The sequence below is a fragment of the Palleronia pontilimi genome (assembly GCF_016412875.1).
GTDB classification, from domain to species: Bacteria; Pseudomonadota; Alphaproteobacteria; order Rhodobacterales; family Rhodobacteraceae; genus Palleronia; species Palleronia pontilimi.
In genome coordinates this window covers 82,598-101,739 of sequence record NZ_JAEKPD010000013.1, presented here as the reverse complement: position 1 = coordinate 101,739, position 19,142 = coordinate 82,598, and the positions used below count along the sequence as shown (strand labels likewise).

At 68.6% G+C, this 19,142-nt stretch carries 17 protein-coding genes; 13 read left to right on the top strand and 4 right to left on the bottom strand.

Going from position 1 to position 19,142, the window contains the following annotated elements:
• Complete coding sequence (locus ILP92_RS13060) at positions 1-621, top strand: ABC-type transport auxiliary lipoprotein family protein (RefSeq protein ID WP_198916853.1); 621 nt, start codon at positions 1-3, stop codon at positions 619-621.
• Between the two features lie 13 nt (positions 622-634).
• On the opposite strand, the gene ILP92_RS13055 is transcribed toward ILP92_RS13060, so the two are convergent.
• Entirely contained in the window at positions 635-3,355 is a 2,721-nt protein-coding gene (locus tag ILP92_RS13055; RefSeq protein WP_198916852.1) for a cation-translocating P-type ATPase, read from the bottom strand.
• Between the two features lie 219 nt (positions 3,356-3,574).
• On the opposite strand from ILP92_RS13055, the gene ILP92_RS13050 reads away from it, so the two are divergent.
• Positions 3,575-4,423, top strand: coding sequence for a CPBP family glutamic-type intramembrane protease (locus ILP92_RS13050; protein ID WP_368667883.1), 849 nt, complete (start codon positions 3,575-3,577; stop codon positions 4,421-4,423).
• 22 nt (positions 4,424-4,445) lie between these two features.
• On the opposite strand, the gene ILP92_RS13045 is transcribed toward ILP92_RS13050, so the two are convergent.
• Positions 4,446-5,309 (bottom strand): AfsR/SARP family transcriptional regulator, encoded by an 864-nt coding sequence (locus tag ILP92_RS13045; RefSeq protein ID WP_198916851.1) that lies wholly within the window; start codon positions 5,307-5,309, stop codon positions 4,446-4,448.
• Positions 5,310-5,530: 221 nt separating this feature from the next.
• Between ILP92_RS13045 and ILP92_RS13040 the strand changes: the two genes are divergently transcribed.
• From ILP92_RS13040 to ILP92_RS13010, 7 genes are all read left to right on the top strand, one after another.
• Entirely contained in the window at positions 5,531-5,755 is a 225-nt protein-coding gene (locus tag ILP92_RS13040) for a hypothetical protein (protein WP_198916850.1), read from the top strand.
• Entirely contained in the window at positions 5,745-6,587 is an 843-nt protein-coding gene (locus ILP92_RS13035) for a hypothetical protein (RefSeq protein ID WP_198916849.1), read from the top strand. The genes ILP92_RS13040 and ILP92_RS13035 overlap by 11 nt, the downstream gene beginning before the upstream one ends.
• Positions 6,588-6,597: 10 nt before the next feature.
• Positions 6,598-7,113 (top strand): hypothetical protein, encoded by a 516-nt coding sequence (locus tag ILP92_RS13030; protein WP_198916848.1) that lies wholly within the window; start codon positions 6,598-6,600, stop codon positions 7,111-7,113.
• Positions 7,114-7,128: 15 nt separating this feature from the next.
• Positions 7,129-7,794, top strand: a complete 666-nt coding sequence (locus tag ILP92_RS13025; RefSeq protein WP_198916847.1) for a hypothetical protein — start codon at positions 7,129-7,131, stop codon at positions 7,792-7,794.
• Positions 7,795-7,803: 9 nt separating this feature from the next.
• Positions 7,804-8,202 carry a hypothetical protein gene (locus ILP92_RS13020; protein ID WP_198916846.1) on the top strand — a complete coding sequence of 133 codons (399 nt, stop codon included), beginning with the start codon at positions 7,804-7,806 and terminating at the stop codon, positions 8,200-8,202.
• Between the two features lie 70 nt (positions 8,203-8,272).
• Positions 8,273-11,272 (top strand): phage tail tip lysozyme, encoded by a 3,000-nt coding sequence (locus ILP92_RS13015; RefSeq protein WP_198916845.1) that lies wholly within the window; start codon positions 8,273-8,275, stop codon positions 11,270-11,272.
• An 11-nt stretch (positions 11,273-11,283) separates the two neighbouring features.
• Positions 11,284-12,540, top strand: a complete 1,257-nt coding sequence (locus ILP92_RS13010; protein WP_198916844.1) for a patatin-like phospholipase family protein — start codon at positions 11,284-11,286, stop codon at positions 12,538-12,540.
• 228 nt (positions 12,541-12,768) lie between these two features.
• Here the strand turns inward: ILP92_RS13010 and ILP92_RS13005 are convergent, their stop codons facing one another.
• Both ILP92_RS13005 and ILP92_RS13000 read right to left on the bottom strand, forming a co-directional pair.
• Positions 12,769-12,933: a hypothetical protein gene (locus ILP92_RS13005; protein WP_198916843.1), complete on the bottom strand. Its 165-nt coding sequence runs from the start codon at positions 12,931-12,933 to the stop codon at positions 12,769-12,771.
• A gap of 427 nt (positions 12,934-13,360) precedes the next feature.
• The gene (locus ILP92_RS13000) at positions 13,361-13,747 is read right to left on the bottom strand and encodes a hypothetical protein (RefSeq protein ID WP_198916842.1); all 387 of its coding nucleotides are present in this window, start codon (positions 13,745-13,747) and stop codon (positions 13,361-13,363) included.
• Between the two features lie 168 nt (positions 13,748-13,915).
• Here ILP92_RS13000 and ILP92_RS12995 point away from each other — a divergent pair, with 168 nt between their 5' ends.
• The 4 genes from ILP92_RS12995 (at position 13,916) to ILP92_RS12980 (ending at position 18,975) form a co-directional block, all read left to right on the top strand.
• Positions 13,916-14,392 carry a hypothetical protein gene (locus ILP92_RS12995; protein ID WP_198916841.1) on the top strand — a complete coding sequence of 159 codons (477 nt, stop codon included), beginning with the start codon at positions 13,916-13,918 and terminating at the stop codon, positions 14,390-14,392.
• Between the two features lie 638 nt (positions 14,393-15,030).
• Positions 15,031-15,480: a GtrA family protein gene (locus tag ILP92_RS12990; RefSeq protein WP_198916840.1), complete on the top strand. Its 450-nt coding sequence runs from the start codon at positions 15,031-15,033 to the stop codon at positions 15,478-15,480.
• Positions 15,477-17,054 (top strand): NAD(P)/FAD-dependent oxidoreductase, encoded by a 1,578-nt coding sequence (locus tag ILP92_RS12985; RefSeq protein ID WP_198916839.1) that lies wholly within the window; start codon positions 15,477-15,479, stop codon positions 17,052-17,054. Before ILP92_RS12990 ends, ILP92_RS12985 begins: the two co-directional genes overlap by 4 nt.
• The gene (locus ILP92_RS12980; RefSeq protein WP_198916838.1) at positions 17,041-18,975 is read left to right on the top strand and encodes a hypothetical protein; all 1,935 of its coding nucleotides are present in this window, start codon (positions 17,041-17,043) and stop codon (positions 18,973-18,975) included. The genes ILP92_RS12985 and ILP92_RS12980 overlap by 14 nt, the downstream gene beginning before the upstream one ends.
• Positions 18,976-19,142 lie beyond the last annotated feature (167 nt).

Here is a 19,142-nt window from a genome sequence, read left to right as displayed (position 1 = left end):
ATGATGCCCCCTTCAGACCTGACGCGGCGGGCGGCGCTCCTGGGCGGTGTCTGCGCGCTTGGCGGCTGCTCGGCGCTCGCGTCGCTGGACGCGGCGTCCCAGCCGCTCGATACCTACGATCTGTCGCCGCGCGCGGGCGCGACCGCCGGGCGGCGCACATCGCGCACCCTTGTGGTGGCGCAGCCCGACGCGCCTGCGGCCATTGCCAGCGACCGCATCATGGTCAAGCCCGACGCGGTGTCGGTGACGTACCTGCCCGACGCGCGCTGGACGGACGAGTTGCCGCTGGTGATCCAGTCGCTGCTGATCCGCAGCATTTCGGGAACGGGCCGCGTCGGCTACGTGGGCCCGGCCCAGGGCGGCCCGGTGCCTGACACGGCGCTGCTGGTGCGCGTGGACGCCTTCCAGGTGGATATCGGGCCCGACGGCGGCGCCACGGCGCGCATCGACATGGCGCTGACCCTGCTGCGCGACCGCGACCAGCGCGTGATCGCCACCCGCAGTTTCGCGCAGGCCGGGTCGGCGGCAAGCGACGCGCCCGCCGCGATCGTCGCCGCCTTCCAGGCACTGCTCGACACGCTGCTTCCCGCCATGGCCGACTGGGCGGTGCAACGGGTCTGACCGGGCCAACCGCTCAGGTCTCGGCGCCCCGCGGCCCGCCCAATTGCGGCGCGGGGTCCCGGCCCATGGCCCAAACCACGGGCTGTCCCGCCAGAACGGTGACCAGGCTGGCCCCCACGCCCAGCAGAAGGCCCGCCGGACCGGGATCGGGCAGGCCCAGAAGCTCGGCCGCGCTCGGGATCCACAGGGCCAGCCCGATCAGCGTCAGGCAGAGCGCCAGCGCGGCCCAGACGTACGGATTGCGCGTCACCTCGTTGCGCAGGACCGCGCTGTCGGGCGCGCGCATGTTGAACACGTTCCACAGCTGCGCCAGCGACAGCGTCACGAAGGCGACCGTGACGGCTTGGTCGGGCGCAAGGCGCAGCCCGAAAAGCGCCGCCGCGAAAGCGCCAAGCGTGACCAGCGTGATGATCGCCCCCAGCGCCCCCAGAAGCCACCAGCGCGCCCGGTCGACGATGGCCTCCTTCGGATCGCGGGGCGGGCGCTGCATGATCCCTACGTCGCCACGCCCCAGGCCCAGCGCGAAGGCGGGAAAGACGTCCGTCACCAGGTTCAGGAACAGGATCTGCAACGGCAGCAGCGGCGTCGGCAGGCCCGCGCCGATGGCAAGGCTGACCACCAGCACTTCGCTCACGTTGCACGACATCAGGTAGATGACGAACTTGCGGATGTTGTCGTAGATCACCCGCCCCTGGCGCATGGCCACCACGATCGTCGGGAACGCGTCGTCGCGCAGCACCATGTGCGCGGCCTCCTGCGCCACCTGCGTGCCGCGTTTGCCCATGGCCACACCGATATCGGCCTTCTTCAGCGCGGGCGCGTCGTTGACGCCGTCGCCGGTCATGGCGACGACCTGTCCCGCCTGCTGATACAGCGCGACCAGGTTCAGCTTCGTCTCGGGCTCGACCCGCGCGAAGACGTCGGCCGCCAGCAGGCGCGCGCGCAGGTCGGGCGAGGCTGCGCCAAGATCGCGGCCCGCGATCTCGTGGCCTTCCATGACGTGCGGATCCGCGCCGCCGATCCCCGCCTGCGCGGCGATGGCGCGGGCCGTGGCGGCGTGATCGCCCGTCAGCATGACCACGCGCACGCCCGCCCTGCGGCAATCCTCGATGGCGTCCGGGATATCGGGGCGCAGCGGATCGCTGAGACCGGCAAGACCCAGCAGCGTCAGCCCGTCATAGGGATCGTCGCCCGCGCCGTCGGCCCGCTTCATCGCCAGCCCCAGAAGCCGAAGCCCGCGTCCCGCGGCGCGCTCCAGCCGGTCCCGCCATGCCGCGCGCGCCGCGTCGGTCAGCGGGCGGGGGCCGTCCGGACCCATTTCGGTCCCGCTGCGCGCGATCACCGCCTCGGGCGCGCCCTTGATCGCCACCAGAACGCCGTCGTCCCAGCCATGCTCGGTCGCCATCATCCGCAGCTCGGGATCGAAGGCGTATTCGGCCAGCTCGGGATGGGTCCGCCGCAGATCCGACGCTTCCAGCCCGGCCGCGCGCGCCGCGTCGAGCAACGCGATCTCCATCGGATCGCCGCTGGCCGCGTCGCCGTCGGTCGCCCCGATATCGGCGTTGGTGCACAGCGCGCCCACCGTCAGCGCCCAGCGCGCGCGGGCATCCGCCGCGGGCTCGACCGCCCCGTCGTCCAGCGTGAAGGACGCCGTTTTGCCGTGCCAGTCGAGCGCCAGATCGGCCTCGGCCAGCAGGATCCGCACGACGCTCATCCGGTTCTCGGTCAGGGTGCCGGTCTTGTCGGTCAGGATGATCGTCGCCGCGCCCAGCGTCTCCACCGACGACAATTGCCGGATCAGCGCGTTGTGCCGGTTCATCCGCAACATGCCCCGCGCCAGGCACAGCGTCGCCACGACCGGCAACCCCTCGGGCACCGCGGCCACAGCAAGCGCGATGCCCGTCTGGATCATCACCGCCATGTCGTGACCGCGCAGGATCCCGGCGCCGATGGTCAGCACCGACAGCGCCAGCGTCAGCCACACCAGCCGGTGGCCCAGCCGGTCCAGCCGCCGTTCCAGCGGCGCGACCTCGGCCTCGGCGCCCTGGGCCAGTGCGCTGATCCGGCCGACTTGGGTGTCCATGCCCGTCGCCGTGACCACGCCCGCGCCCGTGCCCTGGGTGATCGCCGTGCCCTTGAACGCCATGCAGCTTCGATCGCCCAGGGTCGCGTCGGCCGGGACCGGATCGGTCGATTTGGCGACCGGCGCGGATTCGCCCGTCAGCACGGATTCGTTCGCCTGGATATCCGCGGTCTCGAGCAGGCGCAGATCCGCGCTGACGATGTCGCCCGCTTCAAGGATGACCAGGTCGCCGGGAACCAGGTCCTGCGCGTCGACCATCTGAACCTTGCCGTCGCGCCGCACGCGGGTCCGGACCTCCGCGATCCGCAGAAGTGCTTCCATCGAGCGGGCGGCGCGCAGTTCGGTGATGAAGCCGATGGCGGTGTTGAAGACCAGCACGCAGGCGATGGCGACCCCTTCGGCGACATCCCCCAGCGTGAAGGACAGCAGGGTCGCGCCGCCCAGAAGCCACACGATGATGCTGCGCACCTGGTGCAGCAGGATCTGCCAGGCGCCTTTCCTGTGCTGCCGACTCAGGCGGTTGAGACCGTGGCGCGACTGCCGCGCGCGCACCTCTTCGCCGGTCAGGCCGGTGCCGGGCTTCGCTTGCAGATCCTCGACGACCCTTTGGGCGGTCTCGGCATGGCGCGGTTGCGCGGTATCGCTCGGCACTCGGACCCTCCTGCCTGCGCGCGCCCGGGATCGGGGGGCCGCATGGTCACACCAATCTGCGCCCGTCCGGCGCGCGCGTCCTTACGTTTCATCAAGACGCGCCATTGTTTCAAGGGACCACGCGCGGGCGGCTGCGGCTTGATCTGGATCACCGCGCCCCGCACCGGCGCGCCGCATCCTGGCCCCATGTCCGCACGTCCCCGCAGATGAGGTCCAGCCGTGTCAGTCGTCGCTGCCCCCGCCGCGCGAAAGCCGATCCCGACCCGCGCGATCCTGCCCTTCCTGGGCCTGACCTTCCTGATCACGTGGGGGCTCATGGGCTTCTACATCCTGCTGCCCGCGCGTGCCGCGGCGCTGCTCGGGCCGCTCAGCGGCACCCATCCGGTCTTCTTCCTGGCCACCTGGTCGCCCGCGATCGCCGGGCTTGCCGTGACCGCGCTCTACGGCGGCAGGTCGGCGCCGCGCGCGCTGCTGTCGCGCCTGCTGATCTGGAGGATCCCGTGGGTCTGGCCGCTTTTCATCCTTGTCGTCCTGCCCGGCGTCTTCGTCGCGGGCGCGCTGATGAAAGGCGGCCCCGTCCTGGCCCCCTTGCCCCCCGGCGGGGCGGGCGCGGTCGTCGCCACGCTCTTCACGATGCTGGCCCTCGGCCCCGTCGAAGAGCTTGGCTGGCGCGGTGTGCTGCAGCCCTTGCTCCAGCGCCGCGTCGCCCCGTTCTGGGCCGGAGCGGCCGTCGGCGCCACCTGGGGCCTGTGGCACCTGCCCGCCTTCTTCCTGGCGGGCACCGTCTTCGCGGACTGGAATTTCGTGCCGTTCTTCGTGGGCAACGTGGTGCTGGCCATCCTGGTGACGCCGATCCTGAACGGCTCGGGCGGATCGCTGCTCTGGCCCATGCTGTTTCACTGGCAGCTGATCAATCCGCTCTGGCCCGATGCGCAGCCCTTCGACACCTGGATCCTGCTGGCCGTCACAGCCATCGTCGCCTGGATCTCGCGGGCCGACTTGTTCACGCGCGGCGGCGTGACCGACGTGCTGCCCGCCCCGAAAACGCGCCCGGCCGGACCGGGCTAAGGCGCGCCCGCCCTCCGTCAGCTCAGGCCAAGGCGGTGCGACCGGCCCCCGCGTCGCGGGCGTTCGGGCGCTCGGCCAGCGCGCGCTCGACACGTCCCAGCCGCGCGCGGATCGCGCTCAGCGCCGGGCCGAACGCATCGGGGCGCGCGCCGCGTTCGGGCTGGTCGGGCGCAAGATCGGCGAAGGCAAATCCGGGCCGTTCGCCGAATTCACGCTCCATGATTGCCACGTATTGCTCGTAAAGATGCCGGGCGAACAGGCGATGCCCGTCGGCCAGCGCATGTTCGATCTGCAAGCGGCGAATGTCCTCGCGGTACGGCTCGAGCCGCAGCAGCCGCGCCGCGTAGCGATTGAGCCTCTCGCCGCATCCCAGCTCGGACGCGATCCGGGCGCCCAGGAACAGCGCGTCGCATTGGGCATTTTCCAGCGTGAACCGCGCCTCCGCGGCCCAGTCGCCGGGAAGCTCGGCGAAGGCCGGGCCGCCCTCGGCCAGCGCGATGGCGCGTTCCAGCCGGGCCGCGGCCTGGCGCGGGGCGCGCGAAGCACAGCCGAGCGACCTGGCCAGGTGACGGGTCATGGCCGACAGGTCCGACCAGACCGACGCGCCCCGGCCCAGCCGCACCGATTTGCGCGACCGCAGGATGTGGGGCGCCAGCGCCTCGACGCTGGTCAGTCGCCACAGCGCGGTGCTCAGCGCGCGGCGGGCGCGGTGCTCGGACAGATCCGGCCAGAGCGTCCCCGCGATCATCGACCGCGCGACGGGCTTGCCCAGATGCAGCGTGAGAAAGCCAAGAAGCGGCGCCGGGAAATCGCCCGGAAGTTGAACGGGCGTCTTTCGGGACGCAAGAGAAAGACCGCCGAAATGGCGAATTGTCAGGTCAGGCATCGAAAAATTCCGCGATTTCTGAAGAAATAAGCGAATGCCGCAACGATACCGCTGCAGTTGTGGCGGCCAAAGCGTTTTTCCCGCGGCCCCCTCGGTGAGCGGGGCGCCGCGCAGATTTTTCCTGTCCCCCGCACCCCGTGAAACTCCGGTGAGCCGGGTTGAGCCTGCCGTGACCGGGCTCTGCCAGCGTCGGGGAAACGAGTCGGAACAGGGGACGAATCGTGACGACCGAGACCGGCGAGGGCCGCGCGACCTTCGTGATCCGCATCCCGCTTCGCCAGCTCGCAATCCGGATGTCCGACGGTCCCGGCGGGCACCTGCGCTGCCTGGAAACCAATGTCTCGCAGACGTTTCGCGATTTCGCCGAGCTTCGGCGGCTGATCGTGGAAAGCAGCGCCGCTTTGCAAGAGGCCCGAACCCGAAAGGAGCCACGCCGTGACCCATAGCGAATTCGCCCACCAGGATCCCTTTCCGGCGGCAAGCCGTTACCCGGCCCTGCGCAGCGTCCTGCGCGAAGACCTGGTCGGCCTGTCCGACAGCGAACTTGCCGAGGCGGCATACCACGTGGTGCCCGGCGTCGATCTGGATGCGCTCGAGCTGGACCTGCGAAATATCGGCCGCGGCCTGTCGCAAGGGCTGCGCAGCGTCGGCCGGGTCGCGGGGCAGGCGGCCCCGGGTGCGCTGAGCGGCGCGATGCAGGGTGCCACGATGGGTGCGGCGCTTGGTCCCTACGGGATGCTGGCGGGCGCCGCGCTGGGCGCGCTGGGCGGCGGTGCGATGAGCTATCGGCAATCCCAACAGGCCCGCCGCCAAGGCCCAAGTCCCGCGCCCATCCCAGCGCAGCCCAGCCCGGCCCAGCCGCGCCCTGCCGCGCCATCCCCCATGATGCCGCAACACCGCGCGCCCCAGGCGCAGGCCGCGACGCTGCAGCTGTTGCAGCTCTTGTCGCGGCCCGAAATCATCCAGGCGCTGATGGCGCTGGGGGCAGGCGCGCTGGGTCGACAAAGCGTCCCGGTGGGACGGATGCAGACCCCGGTTCGGCCCGAAGCGGTGCTGGAAGTCCTGCCCTATGCCTGCGCGGCGGGCGCGGGCACCGGCTACGGCGAAGCGGCGGCCTTCCCCGACGGCGCGGCCATCTGGCAGGCGCTGGCCGAAACCGACCCCGCCACCCATCCCTTCACCGCCGCGCTCGATGCGCTGGTCTACCAGGCGCCCGACCCGGCCTCGGTCTTCGACACCTGGAACGAAGATTACGGCCCCACTTTCCCCCATGGCTGAGGACACCGCGATGACCCATTCCACAGATGCCGCGTCGCTGCCCGATCTCGCCGCCAGCCTGCCGTCAGGCCCCGCGGCGATCCTGGAGGTGCTGAAGGCCCGCGGCCGGATCTCGGCCGAGCAAGTCAGCCTGCTGCAGGCGATGATGTCCGGCGACACCCCGCCGCCCGACGCGCCAGGCGCACCGTCGGATCCCGGTGCGGACAGCGAAACGCAGATCCCGTCACATGCGGCAGACCTGCTGGAACGGGCCGATCTCAGGATCGGCTGGCTCGAGACCGTGCTGGCCCACGTGGCCCAGGGCCTTGGCGCGTGCCCCCGCTGCCTTGGCGGCGATCCCGCGTGCCCCGATTGCGACGGAGACGGTCTGCCCGGCAGTCGCCCGCCGCACCGCGAAGCCTTCGACTATTTCGTTCTGCCGGTCCTGGACCGGCTGAAACGCCCGCGCCGCCGGCCCACGGATGCGCAGGCGCCCTCGGCCATCGGACGCATGTCCGTCGCGGCCACCCGCAGCCAAGTTGACTGAAAGGAGAAAGTCACGATGGAACCCGAGCTGATCGAAAACGACTACGAGCTGGAATTCGACGAATTCCACGATGACGACGACATGTATGACGACGAATTCGACGAAGATCTCGACGAAGACGAGGCGGCCGAGTTCGACTTCGACGAAGGCGTCCTCGAGTTCGACGAAGACGACGATGACGACGCCGAGCGGCGCGGCCGCCGCCGTCGCCGCCGCCGGCGCGGCAAGCCGAAGACGGGCAGTGGCACGGGCTATCTGCAGCGCCAGCTGCGCGGCTACGTCAAGCGGACCGAGCTGCGCAAGAGCCTGGCCCGGGTCGGCCGCGACATCCGCCGCAACGGCGCCGCAATCAAGATCAACGCCCGGCGGATCTCGTCCAACCGTTCGCGTCTCGGCAATGTCGATCGGCTGAATCGCAAGCAGTCGAAGGAAATCGCCGCGATCCGCAAGGAAATGGCGGATCAGCGGCAGTTGAGCCTTCTGATGTCGCTGCTGGATTCGGGATCGGCCCAGTACGACGTCACCGACGTCAAGCTCGATGGGACCGGCAACCTGCAACAGGTCTCGTTGGATCGGAAGGGCGACGAGCTGACGGCGCTGCTTCCGCTGATGATGGGATCATCGGGCGGCGGCACGGGGTTCGACAACCCGCTGATGCTGATGCTGCTCCTCAAGCAATAGGGGGGTGCCATGAGTTTCAACATGAACGCCTTTGCCACCGGCCTCATCGTCGGCCGGACGCAACAGCTCAACCAGGCCGCCGCCATGCGGCTGGGCATCCTGAACGCCGCGGTGGCGCGCGACAATTCCACCGCCGCGATCGTCCTGCCCCTGGCGCTGGCGCCCCGGCTGAAAGCGATGTCGCCGCCACCGCGCCCGGCGGATAACGGGCCGGGCGACGTGGTCGTGACACAAGCGCCGACCGGGTCCCAGCCCGATGCGCAGATGTCCGACGTGATCGAGCGGATGGATCGGCTGGACCAGGGCCTGCAGGACGTGGCGGCCACGCAAGAGACGCTGAACCAGCGCATGGCGTCGCTCGAGCAGGACCAGAAATCCGCGTCGGACAGCGCCCGGACGAAGAAGTGACACCGGCGCGGGTCCGTTCCCTGCGGTCCCGCGCCCCCATTCCCCCAGGCATCGTGAAAGGGAGCCGCAGATGGACCCGCAACTTTGGGAAGAGATCGAGCGTGGCGCCGCGGACGAGGATATCCGCGCCCTCGTGCGCCTCTATCCCGGCATGAGCCCGCCCGCCACATTGCGCCCGGTCAGCCGCTTCGGCGACATCCTGACCTGCCGTCTGCGCCGCAGCGATATCCTCGCGGCGCGAAGCCATGCCTCGGTGCGCTCGCTGAAAGCCGCGCGCGGGCTCGAACCCGCGTCGCGTCCCGGCACGACCCCGCCCACCCGGAGCGGCCAGGTGCGCCGTCCACAGGTCCGCGAGACCGGCGCGGGCGTCGTGCTTGGCGTCATCGACTACGGCTGCGATTTCGCCCACCGCGCGTTCCGCAAGCCCGACGGGGCCAGCCGGATCGAAGCGCTCTGGCATCAGGGCGCGCGCGCCCGCACCGGGCTGTCCCCCGATCCGTTCGACCAGGGCCGGGTCTGGAAGACGCGCCACCTGGACCGGGCATTGCGCCAGGCGAACCCCTATCGCGCGCTGGGCTACATGCCGTCGTCGCGCGGCGCGGATGGCCGCAGGCATCCCAGCCACGGCACCCACGTGCTCGGCATCGCCGCGGGCGGCCTGGACAGCGACGGTCCTGTCGGCATGGCACCGGACGCGGATATCGTGTTCGTCCACGTGGACAGCGGCGACACGTCGGGGCTGCTGAATTTCGGCGACAGCGTGGGTGTGCTCGAAGCGCTGGACTTCATCCTGCAAAGCGCGGGCGACCGGCCCGCCGCCGTCAACATCTCGATGGGTCGCCACGGTGGCCCGCACGACGGCAGCACGCTGATCGAGCAGGCCATGGACCACGTGCTGGACACCCGCCGCGGCGTGTCCATCGTCCAGAGCGCGGGCAATTACTACGGCGGCAACATCCACTGCACGGGCACCCTGCGCCCCGGACAGACCACCCGCTTCGCCTGGCGGGTGCAACCGGCGGCGACGGGCACCAAGGAACTGGAAGTCTGGCTGAACGGCGAAGACACCACCGATTTCGAGATCACCGCCCCCGATGGCACGCGCTGGGACGTGCCGCCCGGCGCGCGGGTCGTGCTGGAAAAGGACGGCGTCGTGCTTGGCCGCGCCTATCACCGGCTGGACGATCCGGGCAACGGCGACACCCATATCGACGTCTTTCTCTACGAAGGGTCTGGCAGCGACGGCGTCTGGCAGGCCGGGCTGGCGCCCCGCCGGATCGTCACCGGCACGTGGCACGCCTGGCTCGAGCGGCACGGACGCAGCCGCAACCAGACCCGCTTCACCCGCGGGCCGCGTAGCGACAGCACCACGGGCGGCACCATCGCCCACGGACGCAGGCCGATCCAGGTGGCGGCCCATCGTGCAGATCCGCCCTACGCCTTCACGCGCTTCTCGTCCGCGGGGCCCGCGCGGGACGGCCGCTCGGTGCCGCTGATCGCCGCACCTGGCGAGGCGATTGTGTCGGCGCGCTCCGCCACCTCGGCGCGGGCCACGGGCCGCGAGGTGACGCGCATGAACGGGACCTCGATGGCCGCGCCGCACGTGACGGGGACCGTCGCGCTGATGCTGCAGGCCGCGCCGACGCTCAGCCAGGCGCAGATCCGACACATCCTGCGCCGCACGGCCCGCCCCATGGCGGCCAATATCGACGAGGTCGGCCTGCGCAGCGCCTGGGGGCGCCTGGATGCCGCGGCCGCGGTGCGCGCCGCCCGGCGCGGTGCCGCCCGTCCCGCGCGCGAAGCAGGCGGTCCCGCGGAACAGCTCGCGTCCCGCATCAGCGCCAGCGAATGGCGCGTGGTGGAAAGCTGGGTAAGCGTCGGGCAGGTGCCGGTCGACGGCGGTGGTGCCCTGGCCCCCAACCAAAGCGCGCTGAACGCCGTGGCACTGCCCGACCAGCCCGTCGCGGCCGCCCGCGCCTGCGCGCAGGCCCTTCTGAACCGGCGCAATCGGATCCAGGGGACACCCACCATAACCCACCCCATCCCGCGGCAGACGCGCGTCAGCGACTCCGTGCTCGACCCGCTGGCGCGCCAGCTCGTGGCCGCCATGCCGCTGGGCGACGGCGACTGGCAGACGGTCGGGCGCTTCGTCGAGGCGCAGCTGACCGCCAATCGCAGCACGCCCGCGCCGACATCGCCGATGATCGGACCGGACGACGCGCGCAACCGGCTGAACATCGCGCACCTGATCGCCTGCGAGCGCGAGACCGCCTTCAGCGGCGGGGTGGCCGGGCCGTCGGCGGCCTGCGGTTTCCCGCAATCCGCGCCCGCCTCGGCGGCGGCGGCGATCACCCGGCGCCAGCTGCGCCGCCTGGGCCCGATCGTGGACTGGGTTCAGGTGCCGCTCGACCAGCGCCGCGTCCACGTGATGGAGCGGCTGATCGACCACTACCGCTTCCCGGTCAACGCCGCCGCCGGGATCGTCGGCAATCTCGAGTCCGAGTCCGGGATCCTGCCCGAACGCCTGGAAAGCGCCGCGCGCGCGACCCCGCGCCTGGCGCTGGCGCTGCGCGGTCCCCGGCGGCGCTTCAGCGCCCAGGAAGTGCGCGACCGCTCGCGGCGGTTGGGCCGCGGGCCGCGTCTGCCCGGGGTCGGCCTTGCCCAATGGACCACCGCGCGGCGCAGGCGGCTGCCCTTCGCGCATCGCTACCGGGGGGTCACGCTGGGGGCCTACGTTCTTTATTTCATGGACGTGCAGATCGACGTGCTGGTCAGCGAACTGGGCAACACGGCCGGGTTCCGCACGCTGCTGCGCAACCTGCGCGACGCCAGCCGCACGGTGAACCAGGCGGCCGACGACTTCGTCTACATCTACGAAATCCCCGGCCGGCTGCTCGAACCCGATCCCGCCCGTCCGGGCCGCCGCCGCCGTCGCGCCCGCACCGATCCGCAAGCGCAGGCCGTCTTCGCCGAGCGCCGGGCCCGGGCGCAGCGCGCGCTCGCCGCCTACCGCGCGGCGCATCCCGCGCAGGGCCCGGACCGGATCGAAACACCCGAACCCATCGCCTGAAGGAGCGCATCATGCGAGACGAGCTCAACGGCCACGAAGACACCCGTCCCACGGCGATCGAACGGATCGCCGCGCCGTCGGTCGAATACCTGTGTTTCGAGGGCGGTGGCGGGAAGGGCATCGTCTTCCTGGGCGCCTTGGTCGAGCTGAACCGGCGCGGCGTGCTGCGCTACGCGGGCCACCGGCTTGACCCCGATGGCCAGATCAAGGGGATCGCCGGGTCGTCGGCGGGGGCGCTGACGGCGGTGCTGCTCAGTTGCGGCTTCAGGCCCGCCGATTTCCAGCGCCTCTTGTTCGGCGGCTACGATTTCAACCGTTTCTTCGACCAGCCCGCCCATCCCGCGCCCATTCCGGCCCTGGTGGGCCGATCCACGGATGACCATGCCGCCTGGACGTCCCGGGTCCTGCCGGGCCCGCTCAGCTACCCGCTGAACGCCGTGCTCAGGCGCAGCGCCGGGATCGGTGCGCCGACCGATACGCTGCTGCGCAAACTGGGCAGCCCGCGGTTGCTGCACTATCTTTTCAACATCTACCGCCACTGGGGCATCTTCTCGGGCATCGCGGCGCACGAGCTCTTTCGCGCGCTCATCGCCCGCAAGGTGGCAGCCCAGCAGGGCCGCGCGCGGCGCCCCGAAGATGGCGACATCACCTTCGCGGAGCATCGCCGGATCTTCCGTTGCGATCTGGTGCTGACGGGATCGAACTTTTCGACCGGGAAGACCGGCTTCTTCTCGGCCGACACGTCGCCGAAGATGCCGGTCGCCGCGGCGGCCCGGATCTCGATGTCGATCCCGGTGGCGTTCAAGCCCGTCCGCATCGACAGCGCGACCGCGCAGACCTTCGCGGCCCCCGCGGGGCATCCGCGCAACCTGAGCGCCCGCGCCTTGCAGGGGGTTTGGGTCGACGGTGGCTACATGAACAACCTGCCGCGCACGGCCTTCGCCCATCGGCGCGGCGCGCTGGCAAAGACGCTGTCCTTCGCGCTGCACGACTACGGGGGCCGCCCGCGCCGGATCCGGAACTTCGCGCAATTCCTGGGCGCCTATGCGCAACACGCGGCGTTCGGAACGGGCGAGTCGCAATCGTCGCGCAGCACCGGCGCGCTCGAGGATATCGTGCCCCTGATCGCGGGCGACAGGGCCTTCCAGATCGACACCCTGGATTTCGCCTTCCCCGCGACCGCGCTGCCATCGGTCATGCGGATCGTCACGGCGGCGCAGCAGCGCACCAGCGACTATTTCAACGGGGTCGCGATCCCCGACCCGTGATCTGGCACGCGATGCTCAACCGGATTTGGCCCGGTCGGATCGGGCGACCTGCTCGACCGGCTTGGGGGCCGCCCTCGCGTCCGGACTGGAACGGACCAAGACCACGATCTACTTGCCCGGCAGGTTCAGAGCCACTTCAAGATCGCGGCGCCCTTTGCCGGTGGAGGCCACGCAAGACAGCCCGCGATCGGGCAGGAACACCGTGATCGACCAGGTCTGCGCGTCCTTCTAGGCGAAGACCTCGAGCACGTTCTTGGATTTGCGCAAGGCATTGGCATACAGGATCGGCCGATCCGGCGGAAAGGCGGCGGCCAGGTGCGCCAGTACCGTCAGTCCGGTCGCGCGTGCGTCATTGGCCGATCTTTCGCTTGCCCGGCGCACGATGGCGTTCACGCGGCGATCGGCACCGCGCAGCTAGGCGGCCCGTACTCATGTCACGAACGCTCCGTGAAATCGACGCGGTAGAATTCGGGCGCACGTTGGCCCAAAGCCTGCAGTGAAAAGCGTCTTTCGATGAAATCCCGTCGTACAGTGGATCCGCGGCCAGCGCGCCCGGCAACCAGGCTTCAAGCCGGACCGCCGCCCCACCGGGTGTTGCATCCGCATCAAGCACTAGGCCCGCGCAGTTTCCATTGCGCAGGATGGCGCCCCACAGACGTCCCTGATTGCAGCCTGCCAGCAGGATCCCGAGCGCAAGGGTCTCGTGCAGCACGTTCGCCCTACTTTGATCCGCTACATCAGCAGTTCTGCATCGGCCTTTTGATAGAAGTCGCGCGGCAGCGCCAGCAAGAGATATCGAAAAGACCTGGCGCCAGCGTGACTAGGCGCATCCTTGCAGATGGATCTCGGCCACATTGGCAAGGCGGTTGTTGTGCTTGGCGTCGGCTTGGCCGACCGTCTGTCCCCCGAAGCGGTCATCCCCGAGATGGGATCCTGGCTTGCCGTGCTGAGTGTCGAAGTGGCCCATCTCGGCGCCTTGCACGGGGTCGACAATTTCATCTGGACCAAGGACCATGACCGACGGTTGCCCGGCCTGCTGAAGCCCGGCCAGTCCTTCCGACCGCTTTTCGAAGATCTGACCGGGGCGAAACGGGCAGAGGGCACTATACACGATACCCGGTTCGAGGACTTCATCTGGACCGGGCCGCGGATTGACCTTCTGATAATCGACTCGCCAATATGCGCCGGACGCGCTGGTCGCGGTCAAGAACGCGCATAATATACAGAAACCTCCGCTGATGCGGCAGTTGGACCGCTTGGTCTCTGGGCCGCCTTGCGCTCGAACGGGACCTGATCGACCGGCAGCGGAACATCCTCGTCCTGCGTGCCACGGCCACGCGCTACGATCTGGTAAAACGATGCCAGGCAGCGAAAAATGATCGATTGGGGGCACGCGGCCTACGACCCGGGTCCCGAGCACCACATCGCCCTCTGCCTGAGCTGGATCAGGACGGATAAAGTCATCGCCCTGACCGAGCGTTATTTCGATAGCGAGATCCCCGAAGAAAAGGCGTCGCGCCCAGAAACCGGACTGGGGCGGCTGAACGATACGATCCGGGCGCGCTACCCGACCCTAACGGATCGCGACTTCGAAACGCAGAACCTGATCTTTATCGCCATCGTCAAACCCTCCTTATGCGACGGCGCGAACCGGACCCTGTTCCAGGATGATCCCGGCGATCCAAAAATCGTTGCTGGCGTCGAATGGCGCGAAGAACACAAGATCGTCGGCGGTGACGGGCGTCTCGAGGATGCAGCCGACTTCGCCGTTCAACATCGCGATCGTCTCGTGCTTGGTCTCGACGCCGTCGAAGATGCTTATCTTCTCGGGATCGATCTCGCCCAGCTTTAAGCCGTCGAAGGTGATCCGGCCTCGGCCCGTCATCGCTGCGCCGTTCGGCACGGATACTAAGACCATTGATCCCGCGGCCTGTCCTCGCAAGGCAGACGCTGAGGGCCGTGTCCCGGAAGTCGATTTCCGCGCGTAAGTCCTGGTCGACGACGGCTTGCGCATACGCGCTGCCCATCAACGCGGAAAATGCGCAAACTGATCCGACGAATTTGAATGGGCCGCATTGTGAAGATTTACCCCAGAAAACAGACCGTTCACGGATTCTTTCGGGAAAGAAGCCGTCGACTTTCAAGAATTTTGGTCCGCCCGGAAAGAAATGCGACAATTCCCGTTTGGCACCTCTCCCACAGGTTGTTTTCCGCTCGATGAATGCAATTTTAATTCCGGACTCGCACGACCAATTTGAACCACGCTGTCCGGGACCGAATGCGCTGACGCCCGACAGCCGCGCTTCCGAAATTGCGGGCGAATTTGTTTTCGGTGCGTGCACAGTCCGAGTGCCGCCGCCACATTGCCCAGGATGTTCGGGTCAGTTTCCAGATAATCCTTGGTCCGCACACCGGTCGCGCCTTACGGTGCGCCGAAAGTGGGTATTCACCGAAGGGGTGGACCAATTACCGGTCCGGCGGGTCTGACAAATGGTATTGCGGTTCTTGTGTTTTTCGGGGTGCGCGGCGCTGGTCAACCTCGTCACCGGCTACCTGCTCTACGGGGTGCTAGGTCTTGACGCGTCGTTCGAATACGCGGTGTCGGTTGCGATCGCCTTCGTAGCCGGGATGGGCGTCAGTTTCGTGCTGAACCGCGCCTATACCTTCGACGCCTCGGGCCGCGCGGCCCAGGACGAGCTGCGCGATTTCTTCCTGGTGTCGCTCGGGGGCTTGCTGCTGACGACGCTGCTGGCGCAAGCGATCTGGTCCGGGCTGCGCGTGACCAGCCTGGCCGAAGGTGCCCCGGTCCCGACGCAATCGCTGGCCCACGTGGCCGCGGTCGGTCTGACCGCGTTCTATTCCTTCTTCGCGCACAAACACATCAGCTTCCGCCGCGCGCGGTCGGAGGATCTGTGCGCGGCCGGGGGCGCCAAGGGATGAGCGACCGGATCGCCGTGATCGCAGGCGCCGGTCCCGCAGGTCTGACCGCCGCCTACGAGCTGCTGACCCGCACCGACATCAAGCCCATCATCTTCGAGGCCGACAGCCAAGTCGGCGGCATCTCGAAGACAGTGAACTACAAGGGCAACCGCATCGACATCGGCGGGCATCGGTTCTTCTCGAAATCCGACCGGGTGATGGACTGGTGGACCCATGTCCTGCCCCTACAGGCAGTGCCCGACGGCGAAGACGGACTGACCATCAGCTACCAGAACGGTCACCGAAAACTCGACGGGCCAAACGCGGCCGCCCCCGATCCCGACGCGGTGGACGAAGTGATGCTGGTGCGCAACCGCGTGTCGCGCATCCTTTACGGGCGCAAGATGTACGACTACCCGCTGAAATTCAGCCGCAAGACCTTCGCCAACCTGGGCGCCCGGCGCACCGCGCGCATCGTCGGCAGCTACGGACGCGCGCGGCTGAACCCGATCCGCCCCGAGGTCACCCTGCGCGATTTCATCGTCAACCGCTTCGGCGAAGAACTCTACGCCACCTTCTTCCGCGACTATACCGAAAAGGTCTGGGGCGTCCCGTGCGAGGACATTCCGGCCGACTGGGGCGCGCAGCGGATCAAGGGCGTGTCGATCACCGGGCTGGTCCGAAACGTGTTGCGCAAGATGAAGCCGGGGCGCCAATCGCTGTCGCAAAAGGAAACCGAGACCAGTCTGATCGAGAAATTCCTGTATCCCAAATACGGTCCCGGTCAGCTGTGGGAGGTCGTCGCCCGCCAGGTCGAAGCCCTTGGCGGCCAGATCCACATGAACACCCGCGTGGAAAAGATCGCCCATGACGGCGCGCGGATCAACAGCGTCACGGTGCGCGACGCCGACGGCGACGAGCGGGACGTTGCGTGCGACATGTTCTTCTCGTCCATGCCGATCACCGAGCTCATTGGCGGCTGGACGCCCCCCGCGCCGGACCCCGTGCGCGAGGTTGCAGACGGCCTCAGCTACCGCGATTTCATGACCGTCGGCCTGCTGCTGGACAAGCGCGGCCTCGGCAGCGGCACGATGGAGCCGCAGGCCTTCCCCGACAACTGGATCTACATCCAGGAAAGCGACGTGCAGGTCGGCCGCCTTCAGGTCTTCAACAACTGGTCGCCCTACATGGTCGCCGATCCGGACACGACCTGGGTGGGCCTAGAATATTTCGTCGCGCAGGGCGACGACCTCTGGACCCGCGACGACGCGGACATGATCGCCTTCGGCGCGTCCGAGATGGAAAAGCTGGGCCTGATTGCCGCCGACAGCGTTCTGGACGGCGTGGTGGTCCGCACGCCAAAGACCTACCCGGCCTATTTCGGCACCTATGACCGATTCGACGAGGTCGAGGATTTCACCCGTCAGTTCGACAACCTGTTCTGCGTCGGGCGCAATGGGATGCACCGCTACAACAACCAGGACCATTCGATGCTGACGGCGATGATCGCCGTGGACGGCCTGGTCGAAGGCCGCGATGTCCGCCACCTTCTGTGGGACGTGAACACGGAAGAGGAGTACCATGAAAGCAAGTGACGCCGGTGGCGTCGCTGGCGCACCGGCATCGCGAAGCGGCTTGTTCGGGGGCGCTGACGCACGGGTCCCGCTCAGCAGCCGCAAAGGGCTGGCCTGCCTGCTGGCGCTGATCGTGCTGGTGCTGGCGACGCGGCCTTACACGGGCATTGCGCAGGACGGCCATCTTTACGCCGTGCAGGCCCTGCGCGCCCTGGGCGGCGAAGCGCTGGGCCAGGACCTGGTGTTTCGCTACGGAAACCAGGGCGATTTCGCCCTGTTCGGCAAGCTCTACGCCCCCGCCATCGACGCTTTGGGATTGGGCCGCGCCACTTTCGCATTCTGGCTGTTGGGCCTTGCCGCGTGGTTGGCCAGCCTTGTGGTCCTGACGCGGACGGTCTTCGGCGGCACGCGCCGCGCTTTCATCGCCGCCGGACTCGCCCTTGCCCTGTCGTCGGGATACGGCAACCTGCTGCTGGGCTATGGCGAGGCTTACGTCACCCCGCGCCCGCTGTCCGAGACGTTTTCGATGCTGGCCCTCGCGATGCTGTGGCGCGGCGCGCATCTGTCCGGCGGGGCGCTTCTGCTGGTCGCGCTTGCGGTGCATCCTTTGACGGGCCTGGCCGCGCTGACCGTGGGTGCGTGGATCGCCCTAGGCGACTGGAAGCGCTTCGCGATCCTGGCCGCGGTCGGTTCTGGCATGGCATTCGGGCTGGCCTGGTCCGGGATCGGCCCATTCGTCTGGCTGCTTCAAGCGCTCGATCCCGAATGGTTCGCGCTGACCCGCCTGCGGGATTCCATCGTGTATCCCACCGGCTGGAACGCGTCGCTGATCTTCGCGTCGCTCCAGCTGTCCGTGACCGTCCTTTTGCTGGTACGGCTGGCCGGACCGTCGCGGCGGGCGTCCTTCGCCATCGGCCTGATCGGTGTAGCCTGCGCGATGTTGCTGGTGTCCGTTGTCGGGGCCGACCTGCTTGGCAACCGGCTCATCGCGGCGCTGCAATTCTGGCGCGTCCTGCTGTTCGTGACGCTGTTCGGCAACCTGCTGGCGATCGAGGCGCTGCGCCTGTCCCAGCGCCGCGTCGCGAACGTTTTGATTCTGTCTCTGGGCATCGCCGTGGCGGAAGCGGCGCTGGGGCTGGTCCCGCTGGGCTCGGCCATCGTCGCGCTGGGCGCGCTGCTGTCGGCGGTGGCCGGGCGCGCAGGCGCGGGCAGGGCGCGTTTCGTGCTGGACGTGCTGGCACTGTCGGTCGCCGCGCTCGGCGCGCTGCTTGCGGCAAGCCTGATCGGCACGAACGCGTTCGCTCTGACTGACGAGGCCTACGGATGGAAAACCGCGCTGCGCATCGCGGCAATTGCCCTGGCGCTGACCTGGCTGATGCGCCCGCCGGGCCGCGCCGAAGCGCGCGCGGCACTGGTTGCAGGGCTCGGCGCGGTCAGTGTGGGTCTGGGGACAAGCATCGACGACCGGACGGCGATGCAGCGGTTCGACACGGGCGTCAGTCCCATTGATCCCGCGATAGTCGCCGCGCTGGACGGAAAGACCGTCTATTGGGAAGAGGGCGTGGGCCTTTTGTGGTTCAAGCTGGGGATGCCCAGCTATTTCAGCTGCCGCCAGAAAAGCGGAATCCAGTTCTTCCGCGGCCAGGCCCTCGAATTCGAGCGTCGTGCCCAAGCCCTGCGCGGGCTGAACTCCGGCGATTTCGGGGGATACGTGCTTGGAAATTGTCCGCAAAAGCTGGATCCGACGCAGACCGGCCCGCAGCGCGCCGAGCAGATCGACAAGGCCTGCGCCGCTGCGGGGGACCTGGATGTCCTGGTGCTGCGCAACCGTGTGGCGGACGCTGCGCCGCGCGCCTTCAAGTTGCCGACGGACCCCTCGGATGGCATGTCGGGCAGCACCGCCTACTACCTGTACCGCTGCGCGAAAGATCAGCCGGGATAGCATCGCTGGCCCGAAAAGCCGCTATTCACTGTGGAAAAAATGCAACTTGCATCCCGCCGCGTTGCCGGAACGGCAAGTTTCGCTCCCTATTGATGCGCATTGAGTTATCGTCAAATGGCCAAACTTGGCCATTGAAACATCGAGAAGGCCGGAACCGTATGTTGCCC

Bases quoted from the DNA above. Each gene is read 5' to 3' on its own strand.
- ILP92_RS13030 (WP_198916848.1), top strand. From the start codon at position 6,598: ATGACCCATTCCACAGATGCCGCGTCGCTGCCCGATCTCGCCGCCAGC.
- ILP92_RS12980 (WP_198916838.1), top strand. From the start codon at position 17,041: ATGAAAGCAAGTGACGCCGGTGGCGTCGCTGGCGCACCGGCATCGCGA.
- ILP92_RS12990 (WP_198916840.1), top strand. From the start codon at position 15,031: ATGGTATTGCGGTTCTTGTGTTTTTCGGGGTGCGCGGCGCTGGTCAAC.
- ILP92_RS13015 (WP_198916845.1), top strand. From the start codon at position 8,273: ATGGACCCGCAACTTTGGGAAGAGATCGAGCGTGGCGCCGCGGACGAG.
- ILP92_RS13060 (WP_198916853.1), top strand. From the start codon at position 1: ATGATGCCCCCTTCAGACCTGACGCGGCGGGCGGCGCTCCTGGGCGGT.
- ILP92_RS13045 (WP_198916851.1), bottom strand. From the start codon at position 5,309: ATGCCTGACCTGACAATTCGCCATTTCGGCGGTCTTTCTCTTGCGTCC.
- ILP92_RS12985 (WP_198916839.1), top strand. From the start codon at position 15,477: ATGAGCGACCGGATCGCCGTGATCGCAGGCGCCGGTCCCGCAGGTCTG.
- ILP92_RS12995 (WP_198916841.1), top strand. From the start codon at position 13,916: ATGATCGATTGGGGGCACGCGGCCTACGACCCGGGTCCCGAGCACCAC.
- ILP92_RS13010 (WP_198916844.1), top strand. From the start codon at position 11,284: ATGCGAGACGAGCTCAACGGCCACGAAGACACCCGTCCCACGGCGATC.
- ILP92_RS13025 (WP_198916847.1), top strand. From the start codon at position 7,129: ATGGAACCCGAGCTGATCGAAAACGACTACGAGCTGGAATTCGACGAA.
- ILP92_RS13020 (WP_198916846.1), top strand. From the start codon at position 7,804: ATGAGTTTCAACATGAACGCCTTTGCCACCGGCCTCATCGTCGGCCGG.